This window comes from Burkholderia sp. ABCPW 14 (genome assembly GCF_001523835.1).
GTDB lineage: Bacteria > Pseudomonadota > Gammaproteobacteria > Burkholderiales > Burkholderiaceae > Burkholderia > Burkholderia mayonis.
The window spans coordinates 1-14,166 of sequence record NZ_LOVS01000036.1 but is presented as its reverse complement, the minus strand read 5'-3'; the positions used below and the strand labels follow the sequence as shown (position 1 = coordinate 14,166).

The window sequence follows — 14,166 nt, the reverse complement described above, 5'->3', positions numbered from 1 at the left end:
CTGATGGTGCTCGCGATCGGTCTGCAACTGCGGATCATCCCCGCTTCGCTGTACACGGTATTGCTGATCGCGACGCTGACGATGACGTGGCTGAGCGCGATGTCGACCCAGCGGCTCGCGAAGCGGCGAACTCAGGAGCCATCGCACAGGGCCGCCGACGATTCGCCGGCGGGATTTCCCGCGCCCCAGGCCCGCGCCGCCCGCCAAGACCCAAACCAGGACACGCATCTGCCGGGATTGCCGGAGGCATCGCGACCATCGCGATGAACGCCCAGGGATACCGTCGTTCCGTTTTTTTTCCGATTCCGCGACGCGCTGGCTGCCGCGCGCGCTGTCCGAACCGGTGACCGGCAAGACGCCGCTCAGCGGCATCTGCGAAGCCCAGGCCGTCGATGCGGTGCGGGTGAGCGACGCGTGGAGGGCTGCATAGAAGTCCGAACGCTCGGTTGTCGCCCCGAGCGGAGCGAACGTCCCGGTCCGGATATCGACGACGCGCCCGCCGGCTCCGCCGACGACAGCCGCTCCGCCCTCGGTCGAGCGGATTCGTCCGCCCGCCACTCGCGCAAGCCGCGAATTCGCGGACGACGGGCGGCGGGCGGCGAACGGCCCGCCGAATCCGGCATCGATGGAGTGCCCGCTGTGCCTCGACTGCATCGTCATGTACTACGACGAGCACAGCTGCCCGCCGCTGTCGAAGGAAAGAAAGCGCCGCGAGAAGGCCGGCTTGCCGCTCTCGCCCGTCGGCAAGGACGGACGATACATTCCGATCGAGCGAATTTGACGCACGCCCGCCGCCGCACGTGAGCGCCGATGCCGCACGCCGCCCCGGCGCGCGGCATGCACGGTGCAGCGCCCTTGAAATGTTTCGTTTTCCTTTCAGTTGTTTCGGTTTGTCGTCGGCGATACGCAAGCCGAAAAACCGTGGCAATCTACGGCGCATCCCGGTTGTCCGTTCGCGCAACCGATCTGTAAGGTTTCCCGATGGTCCGTCATCCGAAATTTGCGCGATGCGTCGCGCTCGCCGTCCTATTGCATCTGCTCTGCGCCGTGCTGCCCGCGGCGGCAGCCGTCGACCTCGCGTCCGGCGCGACCGTGCCGCCCGCGCCGACGATCTCGCGCGACGAGGCGCTCGCCGAGCTCAAGCGCGTGCAGGCCGCGCTCGACCGGATCAAGCAGCAGGCGTCGACCGCGACGACGGGCAAGCAGTTGAGCGGGCTCGACGAGGCGACGCAAGCGCTGACGTCCGACGTGGAGAAGCTGACGGCCGCGCTCGTGCCCGCGCGCGCGCAGTTGCAGGCGCAGCTCGACGTGCTCGGGCCGCCGCCCGCGCCAGGTGCCGCGCCCGAGACGGCCGCCGTCGTGCGACAGCGCGCGGATCTGAATACGCGCAAGACGCAGCTCGACGCCGCGCTGAAGCAGGCCGCCGACGAAAAGGACAGCCTCGCGAACCTGACCCAGCAATACTCGAAGCTGCGTCGCAGCCTGTTGCGCGATCAGCTCGTGCTGCGCTCGGGCAGCATCCTCGGCGCGCAGTTCTGGACACCGCTCTTCCGCCCGTCGGACGAAGACCGGCAGGAGCTCGACGCGTTCAGCGCGCAGATCGCGCAAGTGCTTCGTGCGGCGTGGGAGCCGGGCCGGCGGATCGGCACCGTGCTCCTGCTCGCCGCCGCGCTCGCGGTATGGACGATCGGCAGACGGCTCATCGAACGCGTGCTCGCGTGGGTCAGCCTGACGAGGCTGCCGGAAACCCGCGTGCGGCGCAGCACGCTCGCGACGTCGGTCGTGCTGTCGAGCGTCGTGACGACAGGCATCGCGGTGCAGTTCGTCTATCTCGCGCTCACGCGCGACTACGCGCTGTCGAGCGCGCTGCAGGACTTCGCCGACGAGCTCGCGAAGCTCGCGCTGACCTGCGCGCTGATCGCGGGCCTCGGCCGCGCGCTGTTGTGCACGCGCCATCCGACATGGCGCCTGCCCGCGCTCGCCGACGAAGTCGCGCTCGCCATGCGGCCGTTTCCGGCGATTCTCGCAGCGCTCCTGCTCGTCGCGGGCGCGCTCGAACAGTTGAACAAGACGGCCGACACGAGCCTGCAGGTCACGCTGTTCGGCCGCGGGATCGTGTCGCTCGTCGTCGTCGTGACGATCGGTGCGTCGCTGCTGCGCGCGAACCGCGTGCGCACCGCGCTCGCCGCGGCGGGCGAGCCCCCCGAGGCGCGCTCGACGCTCGCCGGGCTGATCCACGCGGGCGTCACGCTGACCGTCGTCGCGGCGTTCGTCGCGCTGCTGGTCGGCTACATCTCGGTCGCACGTTTTCTGACCTACGAGCTCGTCTGGTTCGAGATCGTGCTCGGCAGCCTGTATCTGCTGACCCGCCTCACGCGCGATCTGTGCGCGAGCGCGTTCTCCGCGAGCTTGCCGAGCGGCAAGCTCATCAAGCATCTGTTCGGGCTGAACGACAGCCACCTCGACCAGGCGAAGACCGTGCTGTCCGGCATCGGCACGAGCGTGCTGCTCCTCGTCGCCGTCGTCGCGCTGTTGACGGGCGGCTTCGGCACGACGCCCAACGACCTGCTCGTGAGCGTGGTCTCGATGTTCGGCGGCGACAGGCTGCAGCGCCTGAACATCGTGCCCGACCGGATTCTGAACGCGGCGCTCGCGCTCGGGATCGGCATCTATCTGCTGCGCTCGATACGCCGCTGGCTCGACAACGAGCTGCTGCCCGCGATCGGCATGGACCCGGGCATGCGCGCGTCGCTCGTCACGCTGTTCAGCAATCTCGGCTACGTCGCGATCGTGCTGCTCGCGCTGTCGCTCCTCGGCGTCAAATGGGACAACCTCGCGTGGATCGTGAGCGCGCTGTCCGTCGGCATCGGCTTCGGCCTGCAGGAGATCGTGAAGAACTTCGTGTCCGGGCTGATCCTCCTGACCGAGCGGCCCGTGAAGGTCGGCGACATGATCAGCATCTCGGGCGTCGAAGGCGACATTCGCCGGATCAACGTGCGCGCGACCGAGATCCAGCTCTCCGACCGCTCGACGGTGATCGTGCCGAACTCGCAGTTGATCTCGCAGAACCTGCGCAACGTGACGATGGGCAACAGCACGCAAGGCGTCGCGACGCTGATGCTCACGTTCCCGCTCAACACCGATCCCGAGCAAGTGCGCGACCTGCTGCTCGGCGCGTACCGCGAGCATGCGTCGATCCTCGACAAGCCCGCGCCGTCCGTCACGTTCAGCCAGCTGACGCCGGACGGAATCACGCTCAGCGTGACGGGCTACGTCGGCAGCCCGCGGATCGCCGGGACGACGAAGAGCGATCTGCTGTTCGAGATCCTGAAGCGGCTGCGCGCGGCGGGCATTCCTCTGTCGAATCCGCAGACGCTGATGGTGCAGAACCTGCCGCCGCCGCCGAGCGAATGATGCGGGTGCGCCCAATCGCGTCGCGTCATGCGGCGTCATGCGTTATGTATGGCGCGGCGCGATCGGGCGGCGACATGGCTGATCGTTGTCGTGAATGCATGGCTTGCGGCGACCGGTTGAATCCGCAACGTTCCGCAGTCGTTCGCCCGCTGATCGGCCCGACGAGCAGCCGCGGGTCCGCCTCTCGCGACGCGCCCGGCAGCCGGCATGCGCGGCCGCCGTCATATACGGTTGCAATCCTTTACACGCCGACGCTCACCGGCTTTCTATTATTCGGGATACGAACCGGCTTCAAAGGGCTGCATGACGATGAAAAAACTGATCTTACTGCCGCTCTTGGCGAGCGCGATGCTCTCGGGATGTGCGGTGTATCCGTCGGAGCCTGCCGTTGGCGTCGGCGTCGATGTCGGCATCGGCTGGCACGGGGACCGCTATTGGGACGGCCACCGCTACTGGGACCGCGGCGAATGGGAGCATGCGCATCCGCAGCAACGATACGATCGGCGCGACGATGACCGGCTCGATAATCGCGGCGGATACCGAGGCGACGATCGGCGCGACGGCGACCGCCGCGGCGACGACAATCGCCAGTACTGACGACACCGCCTGATCCGCTGCGTCCGGCCGCATGCATCGATCCGCGGCCGGCTCGTTTGCTTCGTCGCGCGATGCTCGGGCCTAGAACGCCTGGCGCCCGCGCGATTGTCAAAGATCATTCGACGCAGGCAAACGGAAAGGTACGCGCGCCGCAGTCGCGCTATGCTCGTGCGCCTCATTCGACAGGAGCATACTCGTGAAGCTTTCGATCTTCATCGCGGCCGCCTGCGCCGCGCTCGCGGTGGCGTCCGCCGTGCATGCGCAGACGTCGCAGACCTATCAATTCGGCGAAGGCCAGTCGAACCCGTCGGGCGGCGCGCAAGCCGCGCCGGCGCGCCATGCCGCGAAGACGGCGCAGCATCGCAAGCACCGGCGGCACCATGCGCGCCGCACGCATGCGGTGCGCACGCAGCGCACGTACGCACATCACTGACGTACCGTGACGCGCGGGCCGCGATGTGCGGCTCGCGCGGCCGAGTCGGCGTCCACCTTGCCTTTTGCCGATATTCCCGCCGAACGTCGATCGCTGATTGCGGATCGCAAGCGAACGCTGCGCCTGCACGCGAGATCGACATCGACATCGACATCGACATCGACATCGCAGCGACGGCGCACGCGCCGCCGACGACGCTTTCCGATCGGCAACTGGCTTCCATTGCGAGCGATCCGCCGCGATCCGCATACGCCTTACGCCTTACGCCTTACGCCTTACGCCATCCGGCGTCGACCGCCGCAACGATCCGTCTCGGCAAAACGCAAGCCGCCCGCTCGAAGCCGACTACGCGCCATTCACGTCCATTTCAAGCCATCGGCAAACCGCCACACACGGCATCGCTCAACGCGACGATCGCCGCGACACGCACGCCGACCGCCGAAAACCGGCGACGAACGGCTCACTGCGCGTCCGATGCGCCGCTCGCCGCGACCGCGCCGCTGATCCGGTCGATCAGCGACTTCGCCGCACCAGCGGCGAGCGCCGCATCGACGTGCGACGTCTGCCACGCGCCGTCGTTGTCTTCCGTGAACGTGAGCGTCGTGCGCAGCGACGCGTCGCCTTCGTCCTTCTGTCCGTCGTGCCACGCGATCGCGACATTGCACGAGTACGTGCGTTCGGCGACCTTCGCGCAATCGCCGATGGGCTTCACTAACGCGACGTCGGCCGCGACGGGCAGCGGCTGGCCGAGCATCGTGTTGAGCGGCCCGCGGTTTTCCGCGTCGAGCGCGCGGCGCACGGCGGCGTCGATGTCGCGCTCGCCGGGACCGGCATGAAACCAGCCGCAGGCGGCGAGCATCGCGGACGACATTCCCAATAGCAACAGTGTTCGGAGCTTCATCGATTCGAGTGGGTTCGTGTGGTTCGGTGCGGCATCGCGGTCGCGCGGCCGCCTGTGTCTCGAAGATTGCGCGCGTCTCGAACGCACCGCGCATTCGGCCGCGTCCGCCGCGCGATGCGTCCGCGCAATCGGCATGCTCTTCGCGCGCAAGTCTGACGCGTGCGCGGGCCGCGATCCGTATCGTTTTGTAACGGCGTGTTCGCCGCGAAATGCGGCCCAATCCGCGTCGGCGACGCGATTCGATGCCGAAGTCCGCCGGACGCGCCGCAGCGCGCGGCAGAATCGGCGGCCTCGACGATGCGAGGCGAGCGGGCGCGACCGTTTGTTACACGATGCGGCGCGCGCGACGCACGGCCTATACTAGCCGTTGCCTGTACAACCGGCCGCCGGCCCGCGAACGGGCCGGCGCGCCATCGCTCGCGGAGCCCCCATGTACTACCTGCTGACCTACGAACTCGTCGACGACTATCTCGAACGGCGCGGCACGTACCGCGCCGAGCACCTCGCGCTAGCAAAGGCGGCGACCGCGCGCGGCGAGCTGCTGCTCGCAGGCGCGCTCGCCGATCCGGCCGACCAGGCCGTGCTCGTGTTCGACGCGCCTTCGCCCGCCGTCGCCGAAGCGTTCGCGCAAGCCGATCCGTACGTCGCGAACGGCCTCGTCAAGCGCTGGCGGGTGCGGCCGTGGACGGTCGTCATCGGCAAGCACGCGACGCCCGCCTGACGCGCGCGCCGGCTCACAGCCAGCCGGCTTTCCTGAAGCGCCGCCACAGGAACAGGTCGGCGGCGGCCATCACGCCCAGGCACACGTAGAAGCCGAAGCGCCAGTGCAGCTCCGGTATGTTGTTGAAGTTCATCCCGTAGATCCCGGCGATCATCGTCGGGATCGCGAACAGCGCGGCAAACGAGCCGAGTCGCTTCGTCACTTCGTTTTCCGCGAGCGAGATCATGCCGAGGTTCACCTGGATCGCGGTGACGAGCATCTCGCGCCGCCCTTCGATCGTCCGCACGATCCGCAGCAGATGGTCGTAGACGTCGCGGAAATAATGCTCCATCCCCGCGCAGACCTGCGGAATGCGGCCGCCGACGAGCTTCGCGAGCGGCTCGACGAGCGGCGCCGTGTGCTGGTGCAGCATCACGAGCCGGCGTTTGAGCGTGTAGAGATCCTCGATCAGCGCGCGGGCGGCCGCCGTGCCCGTCTTCTCGAAGATCCGGTCCTCGAGCGCCTCCAGCTCCGCGCTCAGCGCCTCGAGCGTCGGGAAATAGCGGTCGACGACCTGGTCCATCAGCGCGTAGAACACATACGCCGAGCCCTCCTTCAACAGATGCGGCTCGCGCTCGCAGCGGGCGCGCACCGCGCGGAAGTCCTGCTCGGTGTGGTTGCGGATCGACAGCACATAGTTCGGGCCGACGAACACGTTCAGCTCGCCGAGCTGGAGCTCGCCTTGCCCGTCGATCTCGACCGTGTGCAGCACCGCGAACAGCGCATCGCCGTACTCCTCGATCTTCGGGCGCTGGTGGCCCTTGCGCGCGTCCTCGAGCGCGAGCTCGTGCAGGCCGAACTCCTCGCCCATCCGCTCGATCTCGTCGGGCTCGGGATCCTTCAGGGCGACCCAGACGAAGCACTCCGGCTTCGCGACATAGTCGCTGATGTCGTCGATGTCGATGTCGGCCAGCTTGCGGCCATCCTGGTATGCGGCGCAGTTGATCAGCATGCTCTTGCTTGGTTCGAGGCGATTCCGGCGCACAGTTTAGCCGCTCTCGCGCGCCGTGGCGGCGGCGCGTCGCTTGCGCGGGCCCCCGTTATTGGTCATGATCGGCGTCGTGCATGCGTCGCGGCCCGCTCGCGCGGGCGGCGCTCCCTCGAATCGTCCGGCGGCCCGCGCCGCCGACCTGACCGTCAAGGAGGCTGCGATGTGGTATTTCTCATGGATTCTCGGCATCGGCGTCGCGCTCGGCTTCGGCATCATCAACGTGATGTGGCTCGAAGCGAACGGCGCCCTCCCGGCCGACGTCCCCGACGACAAGAACCGGGCAGGCGGGCCTGCCGTTTCGGAGGGCGGCCGTTCGTGACGTATCTGGTGTTTTTCTGCGGCCATGCGGGCACCGGCAAGACGACGCTCGCCAAGCGGCTGATCCGGCCGCTGATGAAGACGACCGGCGAGGCGTTCTGCCTGCTCGACAAGGACACGCTGTACGGCCGCTACAGCTCGGCCGCGATGGGCGCGCTGACGCACGACCCGAACGACCGCGACAGCCCGCTCTATCTTCAGCATCTGCGCGACCCCGAATACCAGGGGCTTCTCGACACCGCGCGCGAGAACCTGGAGCTCGGGATCAGCGTGATCGTCGTCGGGCCGCTGTCGCGCGAGGTGCGCGACCGGCGGCTGTTCGACCGCGCGTGGCTCGGCGTCGGGCCCGACATCGAGCTGCGCATCGTCTGGGTTCATACGTCGGAGGAGACCGCGCATGCGCGGATCGTCGCGCGCGGCAATCCGAACGATGCGTACAAGCTCGCGCACTGGGACGAATACCGGCAGCGCCGCTTCATTCCGTCGGGCGCGCAGTGCGACGGTCTCCTGATGTTCGACAACACCACGCCGTCGGATACGGCCGTCGACGTGCTGCTCGACCACATTGCGCCGCCGCCCGCGCGCGGCGCGTCGACGGTGCCGCCGCTGCCCGCCTGATGCGGCGCGGCGGCGCGGCCGCCGGGCCCTGCCCCTGACACGACACGCACGAAAAAACGCCGGGCGGCCCGAAGGCCTGCCCGGCGCATGGTCGCGGCCCGCGCATCGCGACTCGGTCCGGCCGTCGCACCGCCGGTAGGCCGCGAAGCATGCCACGCGTGCGCAACCGCGCACGCGCGCCGAACGCGTTACGCGAGCGCGTGCATCCGCTCGAGCGTGCCGCCTTCGTACAGCTTGCCGAAGCGGTTTGCGAGGAACGCGTGGAGCGGCACCTGCTCCTGGCGCACGAAACCGCTTTGCGGCAGCTTCTTCTCGCGGAACAGATCGAGCACCGCGCACATCGCGCCCGCCGTCGTGATCTGGATCGCGCTCATCGGCATCCCGCAGATCTCCTTCGCGAAGATCTTGCGCGTGAAGACGTCCTGCACGAGCTGGCCGTGCTTCACGCCCGTCACCGTGACGAACACGAGCACGACGTCCTGCTTCGTCGACGGCACCGCGCGGCGCATGATCGACTTCAGCGTGTCCCGGTCGGTCGACAGGCGCAGGTCCTCGAGCAGGAACTGGATCAGCTCGCGGTGGCCCGGATAGCGGACCGACTTGTAATCGAGCGTCTCGACCTTGCCTTCGAGCGTCTCGCACAGCGTGCCGAGGCCGCCCGACGTGTTGAACGCCTCGTATTCGATGCCGTCGAGCGAGAAATGCTCGAGCCCTTCGAGCGGCTGCACCCACTGGCGGCGGCCGTCGCGGACCGCTTCGCACGGCTGACAGTATTCGTTGATGAGGCCGTCGACGCTCCACGTCAGGTTGTATTTGAGCGCGTTGGTCGGATACTCGGGCAGCGCGCCGACGCGCATCTTCACGTCGCGCACTTCGGAGAAGCCGTTGACGAGCTCGTGCGCGGCGATGCCGATGAAGCCCGGCGCGAGGCCGCATTGCGGCATGAATGCGCGGTCGGCGCCTTCGGCGAGCTCGCGGATCGCGCTCGTCGCGCGCACGTCCTCGGTCAGATCGAAATAATGGACGCCCGCGGCCTTCGCGGCGGCGGCGACGTTGACGGCCAGGTAGTACGGCAGCGCATTGACGAGCGCATCGAAGCCCTTCGCCGCTTCGCGGATCGCGGCCGCATCGGCGGAATCGACGCGCTGGGTCGCGATGCCTTCCTTTGCGAGCTTCGCGAGCGCGTCCGGATCGCGATCGAACGCGACGACTTCGTAGTCGCCGGTTTCGCGCAGCAGATGAGCGATGGTGTGGCCGATGAGACCTGCGCCGACGATGGCGATTTTCATGTCTTCTCTCCTGACAAGGTGATTGTTGTAAACGGCGTGTTGCCCTGCCGAAGAGTGTAGGGATGTGCAAAAACACTTTATAGATGAAAACTGATGCGGAACGACGTGAATTTTCGACGAATTGTCGACTGTTTTCGACAATTCGTCGAAAACAGTCGATAGACCGTCGATTCGCGCGGACCGCCCGCCCATGCCGCGCCTCGGCATCGCCGCGCAGCATGGCCTCGGCGGCTATCCCGCGTGCGTCGCCCGCCCACCAGATTTCGTAGCTTGACGGCGTGCTTTCGGCTTACTTACGCTCGATCGCGGGTATCGTCGACGCCGTCCTCGCTCGGCGGCTCGCCGGTCCCGCCCGGTCCCGGCGAGCCGCCGAACGCGTCGCCGGCCCATCGCGGCCCCCTTCGGGCGGCCGACTCGTCCGAGGCCGGCCGGTCTCGGTCCCATCCGCTGGAGAAGAACAATGACAATCATGACTCGGAACGCATGCCGTCTAATCCGTCTTGCCGTCGTCGCAGCCTTCGCGTCGCTCGCCGCCGCGCCTGCCGTGCACGCGGCGAAAGTCAGTCAGGAGGGGCGCTGCTCGATCAAGGAAAACGCACCCGCCGATCCGTGCAAGGCCGACCGGGGGCTGTCGGCCACGGGCGTCGTTCCGGGCAAGAGCCACGACGCGTGCACGGCGGCCAAGAAGCTCGCGCGGGAGAATCTGGAAGGGCTCGTCTCGAACAAGACGTGCATGAAGTACACGAACTGCAGCAAGCCCTGCAAAGTGATCGAATCGCAGTGACCCGACGGCGCGCGCAAACGGCCGCGCGTCATGCGGCGTCTGCGCGCCGCCCCTCGCCTTCCGCGCGGCTCACCGACGTCCCGCAGCCGCTGCAAAACGGAAAGAACGCGAAGTTGCGCGTGCCGCACCCGCACTGCTCGAACAGCTTGAGCCCGCAGTGGATGCAGAACGTCGCGCCGTCGCCGCCGAGGTTCCACGGCTTGTCGCACGACGGGCAGAGCTTCTTCTGATACGCGGCGATCGCCTTCTCGTAGCCGATCGTCTGCGCGCGCTCGTGCTGGCTGCGCCGCATCTCCTCGCGCTTGCGTTCGACGTAGCGCTGGAACGCACGCAGCATGTAGACGCCCGCGAACACCGTCAGCACGATGCCGACGATGACGCGCACGTAGCCGCCGAAGCTCGGCAGATACGGCACGAGCTCGACGAAGAACGCCGTCAGCGCGAACATCCCGAAGCCATAGACGAACGGCCAGTAGCGCACCTTCCGGTAACGGACGAAGAGCCAGACGGCGAGCACGAGAATCGGCAGCGTGAACCCGAGCCGCCACGCGAATACGACGAGTTCGTAGCGGCGGCTCGCCTGCTCGAAGCTGCGCGCGGCCTGCGTCTGCGATTGCGCGAGCTGCGCGCTCACGTCGTCCTGCCGCTTGCGCAGCGCGTCGAGCTGGTCGCTGATCCGATCCTGCTGGCGCTGCCATCCGGCCACCGCTGCCTGCAGCTCGTCGAGCTGGCGCGTGCGCGCGAGCACGTCGGGATTGCGGCTCGCGTCGCCCGTCGCGCTGCGCGTCGCGATCCAGTTGCGAAAGCTCTCCTTCGCCTGGTCGTAATCCTGCTGCGCGCGGTTGCGGGCGGTCGTGAACGCGTCGGCCTTGTCCGTCAGCGCGCTCTGCTCGCGCTGCAGTTCCCGACGCGTCGCGCGCAGCGACGCGTCGGCCTGCGTGTCGGCGTAGCGCGCGAGCGTCGGCGGCCCGCCGCGCGGCGCGAACGCCATGTCGCGGATCACGAGGCTGCCCAGCATGTTGAGGAACAGCGCGAACGCCACGGCGATGCCCCACGACGCGATCTGCAGCAGCCGCTCGGGGCGCGAATAGGTTTGGCTCGTCGTCATGATCCCGGCCTCTCGTCAGGGTTGTCTTGTTCGTCTTCGCACGTCGGGCGACGCGGCGCGTCAGCCGATCGTCCCACGATCGATCTTGCGCGCGAGGATGATCGACGTCGTCGTCCGCTCGACGCCTTCGAGCGCGCCGATCTGATCGAGCAGGTCGTTCAGGCGCTCGGGCGAATCGGCGCGCAGCCACGCGACGTAGTCGTACTCGCCGCTCACCGCGCACAGCAGTTGCACCTCGGGCATGCGGTCGAGGCGCTTCAGCACGTCCTTGCCGTACTTCGGCGCGAGGATGATGCCGACGTATGCGTAGATGCTCGCGTCGAGCACGTCCTGCCCGAGCCGCACGCTGTAACCCGCGATCACCTGCGTGCGCTCAAGCCGCGCGATCCGCGCGAGCACGGTCGTGCGCGCGACGCCGAGCTGCCGTGCGAGATCCGCGACGCTCGCGCGCGCGTTCGCCTGCAGCAGCGCGACGAGGTTGCGGTCGAGTTCGTCGAGTTGATCGAGTCGAGGTGGACGCATGGCGAATCGGCGAATGGAGGTGCCGCGATGATAGCGCCGAACGGCCGCGCGCCCAACCATGCGCGCGTTCGCCGCGCCGCGCCGCGCCGGACGGCGGGCCGCGTGCGAACGCCGCGCCCGTCCGTCGATGCCGTCCCGTCCCGTCCTGTCACGTCACGCGTCACGCCGAGGCGATGCCGATCGAATGCTCGAGATAACGGCGCAGCTCCGGCTCGTCGAATTCGGGCAGCCGTATGCCGCTGCCCGCGAGGAAGGCCGACGCGTTGTCATGCCTCCACAAGTACGTGTGCTGGTACAGCTCGACGAGGCACGCGTCGTCGCGCATGCGGTCCCGGAACAGACTCAGCACCGGGTAAAGCGGCGTGCCGCTGTCGCTTTTCCAGAGATCGAACCATTCGCGAAACGGCAGCAATTCGAACGCGAATCCGAAGTAACGTTCGAGCCGTCCGAAAAAACCCTTGAGCGACACGTTGCGCTCGCCCGAATGCGTCAGATTGAACTTCTTGCCGAGCGCGGACGGGTTCCGGAAGATGTGGGCGATCGCACGCGTCATGTAGTCTACGGTGGTCAACCCCTCGCGCAATTCATGCAGATCGGGAATCGCGCCAAGCGCGATGCACGTCCTGACGAGCCGTCCCCACCATTGATAGTCCGCGCTCAAGCCGGTCTCGCCGTAATACGTCGCGTAAGCGAGGCGGAAGGTCATCAGCGGCAGCCCGCGTGCGCCGGCCTCGTCGGCGATCTTCTCCATGACCCACTTGCGCATGACGAACGCGACGATCTCCCTCGCCTCGCCGTCCACGGGCTCGGTCGCCGCGACGCTGACCTTTCGGACGCCCGGCTGGCGAGCAATCGCGATCTCGACCTCGCTCAATTCGACGAGATGGCCGCGAATCTTCACCTGATCGTCGACGCGCCCGAGAAACTGGACCGAGCCGTCGGGCAGCCATCGGCCCAGGTCGCCCGTGCGATAGATCCGCTCGCCCGGCAGGAACGGATGCGCGAGAAACTTTTCCGCGGTCTGCCGCGGGTCGTTCAGATAGCCGCGCGCGAGACACGGGCCCGAAATGAAGATCTCGCCGACATCGCCTCTCGCAGGCTCGTGCAGCCTTGCATCGAGCATCCAGATCCGCGTGTCGGCGACGGGCGTGCCGATCGACGGCGCCCGCCCGAGGCTCGCGCTCGGCACCGGATGAAAGGTCGCCCACACCGTCGCCTCGGTCGGGCCGTAGTAGTCGATCAATCGATAGCGGATGTGGTCTGTATCGATCGGATTCAATTTCTCGCCGCCCGTGAACAGATACTTCATCGCCGACGGGCTCCGCACGCTCGCGTTGACCACGTCGCGCGCCATCACCGTCGGCACGAACGCATGCGTGATCCGTTCGCGCTCGTACAGTGCGACGAGTGCGTTCACGTCTCGCCGCGCGTCGTCGTCGACGAGATGAAGCGCGGCGCCCGCGCACAGCGGCGACCAGATCTCCCAGTGGGCGGCATCGAAGCCGAGTGCGGCGATCTGCGTCGAGCGGCTCGTCCGGTCCACGCCGAAACGCGCGTTGTGCCACGCGATCAACGCCGCGACGGAGCGATGCTCGACGACGACGCCCTTCGGGACGCCCGTCGTGCCGGACGTGAATATCACATAGATCGGATCGCGAGGCTGCGGCCGGCGCGACGGCGGGCGCGGCGCGGCGTCGCGCCGCAACGACGCGATGCTCGCGACTCGCCGCGCTCGCGCGCTCGCGCCGGCCGGCTGCGCGGGCAAGGCCGTCAGCAGCAGCGGCGAGCCGGTCTGTTCGACGATGTACGTCTTGCGTCCCTCGGGATACGCGTGGTCGATCGGGCAATAGGCGGCGCCCGCCTTGACGATGCCGAGCAGGCCGGCGACGAAGTCGCCCGACCGCGGCGCCTCGATCGGCACCACGCTGCCGGGGCCGATACCCTCCGCTTCGAGGAATGCGGCGACGGCGTCGCTGATGCGGGCGAGCTCAGCGTACGTCATCGCCGTGTGTGCCGTTGCGACGGCGATCGCGTCCGGGGTCGCGTCGAACCAGACGTTCACGAAATCGAGCACGGTGTTCGTATCGCCCATGGCGTTCTCCATCGAGCGACACCGGCGGCCACGAATATGCGCCGGACCTCGCTCGATTCCATGAAAGTCAATCGAATCGCCTCTGGCCTTGACCATCATCAACATGTCGTCTTTGAAACGAAAGTCCGCTCTATCCGGCCGATCGTTTCGCCGACGGCATCGCGTCGCTTTCTCGCTTTCTCGCTTTCTCGCTTTCTCGCTTTCTCGCTTTCTCGCTTTCTCGCTTTCTCGCTTTCTCGCTTTCTCGCTTTCTCGCTTTCTCGCTTTCTCGCTTTCTCGCTTTCTCGCTTTCTCGCTTTCTCGCTTTCTCGCTTTCTCGCTTTCTCGCTTTCTCGCTTT

Annotated in this window: 14 protein-coding genes and 2 pseudogenes; 10 read left to right on the top strand and 6 right to left on the bottom strand. The window is 67.5% G+C overall.

The annotated features are described in order from the left end of the window. From WS62_RS05730 to WS62_RS05715, 5 genes and pseudogenes are all read left to right on the top strand, one after another. Window positions 1-267 (top strand): annotated as a pseudogene (locus WS62_RS05730) (cation:proton antiporter); the annotation flags it as partial. Window positions 268-625: 358 nt separating this feature from the next. Beyond that, window positions 626-781 (top strand): annotated as a pseudogene (locus tag WS62_RS37290) (4Fe-4S binding protein); the annotation flags it as partial. A 200-nt stretch (window positions 782-981) separates the two neighbouring features. Next, window positions 982-3,414, top strand: coding sequence for a DUF3772 domain-containing protein (locus WS62_RS05725; protein ID WP_066568823.1), 2,433 nt, complete (start codon window positions 982-984; stop codon window positions 3,412-3,414). 309 nt (window positions 3,415-3,723) lie between these two features. After that, window positions 3,724-4,011: a hypothetical protein gene (locus WS62_RS05720; RefSeq protein WP_066568830.1), complete on the top strand. Its 288-nt coding sequence runs from the start codon at window positions 3,724-3,726 to the stop codon at window positions 4,009-4,011. A gap of 196 nt (window positions 4,012-4,207) precedes the next feature. Further along, window positions 4,208-4,444 carry a hypothetical protein gene (locus tag WS62_RS05715; protein ID WP_066568821.1) on the top strand — a complete coding sequence of 79 codons (237 nt, stop codon included), beginning with the start codon at window positions 4,208-4,210 and terminating at the stop codon, window positions 4,442-4,444. 460 nt (window positions 4,445-4,904) lie between these two features. Here WS62_RS05715 and WS62_RS05710 read toward each other — a convergent pair whose 3' ends face one another. Further along, window positions 4,905-5,345 carry a hypothetical protein gene (locus WS62_RS05710; RefSeq protein WP_066568820.1) on the bottom strand — a complete coding sequence of 147 codons (441 nt, stop codon included), beginning with the start codon at window positions 5,343-5,345 and terminating at the stop codon, window positions 4,905-4,907. 430 nt (window positions 5,346-5,775) lie between these two features. Between WS62_RS05710 and WS62_RS05700 the strand changes: the two genes are divergently transcribed. Next, entirely contained in the window at window positions 5,776-6,066 is a 291-nt protein-coding gene (locus tag WS62_RS05700; RefSeq protein WP_066568818.1) for a YciI-like protein, read from the top strand. Window positions 6,067-6,079: 13 nt separating this feature from the next. Here WS62_RS05700 and corA read toward each other — a convergent pair whose 3' ends face one another. After that, window positions 6,080-7,057, bottom strand: a complete 978-nt coding sequence (gene corA / locus WS62_RS05695; protein WP_066568817.1) for a magnesium/cobalt transporter CorA — start codon at window positions 7,055-7,057, stop codon at window positions 6,080-6,082. Window positions 7,058-7,256: 199 nt separating this feature from the next. On the opposite strand from corA, the gene cydX reads away from it, so the two are divergent. Further along, complete coding sequence (gene cydX / locus WS62_RS05690) at window positions 7,257-7,415, top strand: cytochrome bd-I oxidase subunit CydX (protein ID WP_066568828.1); 159 nt, start codon at window positions 7,257-7,259, stop codon at window positions 7,413-7,415. After that, window positions 7,412-8,032 carry an AAA family ATPase gene (locus WS62_RS05685; RefSeq protein WP_066568816.1) on the top strand — a complete coding sequence of 207 codons (621 nt, stop codon included), beginning with the start codon at window positions 7,412-7,414 and terminating at the stop codon, window positions 8,030-8,032. The genes cydX and WS62_RS05685 overlap by 4 nt, the downstream gene beginning before the upstream one ends. A gap of 188 nt (window positions 8,033-8,220) precedes the next feature. Here WS62_RS05685 and WS62_RS05680 read toward each other — a convergent pair whose 3' ends face one another. Further along, window positions 8,221-9,321 (bottom strand): saccharopine dehydrogenase family protein, encoded by a 1,101-nt coding sequence (locus WS62_RS05680; protein ID WP_066568814.1) that lies wholly within the window; start codon window positions 9,319-9,321, stop codon window positions 8,221-8,223. A gap of 460 nt (window positions 9,322-9,781) precedes the next feature. Here WS62_RS05680 and WS62_RS05675 point away from each other — a divergent pair, with 460 nt between their 5' ends. Continuing rightward, window positions 9,782-10,105, top strand: a complete 324-nt coding sequence (locus WS62_RS05675) for a hypothetical protein (RefSeq protein WP_066568812.1) — start codon at window positions 9,782-9,784, stop codon at window positions 10,103-10,105. 28 nt (window positions 10,106-10,133) lie between these two features. Here WS62_RS05675 and WS62_RS05670 read toward each other — a convergent pair whose 3' ends face one another. The 3 genes from WS62_RS05670 to WS62_RS05660 form a co-directional block, all read right to left on the bottom strand. Further along, a complete protein-coding gene (locus tag WS62_RS05670; RefSeq protein ID WP_066568810.1) occupies window positions 10,134-11,213 on the bottom strand; it encodes a zinc ribbon domain-containing protein in 1,080 nt (359 codons plus the stop codon). Between the two features lie 60 nt (window positions 11,214-11,273). Then, complete coding sequence (locus WS62_RS05665) at window positions 11,274-11,735, bottom strand: Lrp/AsnC family transcriptional regulator (protein ID WP_066494758.1); 462 nt, start codon at window positions 11,733-11,735, stop codon at window positions 11,274-11,276. A gap of 160 nt (window positions 11,736-11,895) precedes the next feature. Further along, window positions 11,896-13,827 carry an amino acid adenylation domain-containing protein gene (locus tag WS62_RS05660; RefSeq protein ID WP_066568808.1) on the bottom strand — a complete coding sequence of 644 codons (1,932 nt, stop codon included), beginning with the start codon at window positions 13,825-13,827 and terminating at the stop codon, window positions 11,896-11,898. Between the two features lie 60 nt (window positions 13,828-13,887). On the opposite strand from WS62_RS05660, the gene WS62_RS35980 reads away from it, so the two are divergent. Next, a partial coding sequence (locus tag WS62_RS35980) for a hypothetical protein (RefSeq protein ID WP_156440874.1) occupies window positions 13,888-14,166 on the top strand: 279 nt, incomplete at its 3' end.

Bases quoted from the DNA above. Each gene is read 5' to 3' on its own strand.
- WS62_RS05725 (WP_066568823.1), top strand. From the start codon at position 982: ATGGTCCGTCATCCGAAATTTGCGCGATGCGTCGCGCTCGCCGTCCTA.
- WS62_RS05720 (WP_066568830.1), top strand. From the start codon at position 3,724: ATGAAAAAACTGATCTTACTGCCGCTCTTGGCGAGCGCGATGCTCTCG.
- WS62_RS05710 (WP_066568820.1), bottom strand. From the start codon at position 5,345: ATGAAGCTCCGAACACTGTTGCTATTGGGAATGTCGTCCGCGATGCTC.
- WS62_RS05700 (WP_066568818.1), top strand. From the start codon at position 5,776: ATGTACTACCTGCTGACCTACGAACTCGTCGACGACTATCTCGAACGG.
- corA (WP_066568817.1), bottom strand. From the start codon at position 7,057: ATGCTGATCAACTGCGCCGCATACCAGGATGGCCGCAAGCTGGCCGAC.
- cydX (WP_066568828.1), top strand. From the start codon at position 7,257: ATGTGGTATTTCTCATGGATTCTCGGCATCGGCGTCGCGCTCGGCTTC.
- WS62_RS05680 (WP_066568814.1), bottom strand. From the start codon at position 9,321: ATGAAAATCGCCATCGTCGGCGCAGGTCTCATCGGCCACACCATCGCT.
- WS62_RS05675 (WP_066568812.1), top strand. From the start codon at position 9,782: ATGACAATCATGACTCGGAACGCATGCCGTCTAATCCGTCTTGCCGTC.
- WS62_RS05670 (WP_066568810.1), bottom strand. From the start codon at position 11,213: ATGACGACGAGCCAAACCTATTCGCGCCCCGAGCGGCTGCTGCAGATC.
- WS62_RS05665 (WP_066494758.1), bottom strand. From the start codon at position 11,735: ATGCGTCCACCTCGACTCGATCAACTCGACGAACTCGACCGCAACCTC.
- WS62_RS05660 (WP_066568808.1), bottom strand. From the start codon at position 13,827: ATGGGCGATACGAACACCGTGCTCGATTTCGTGAACGTCTGGTTCGAC.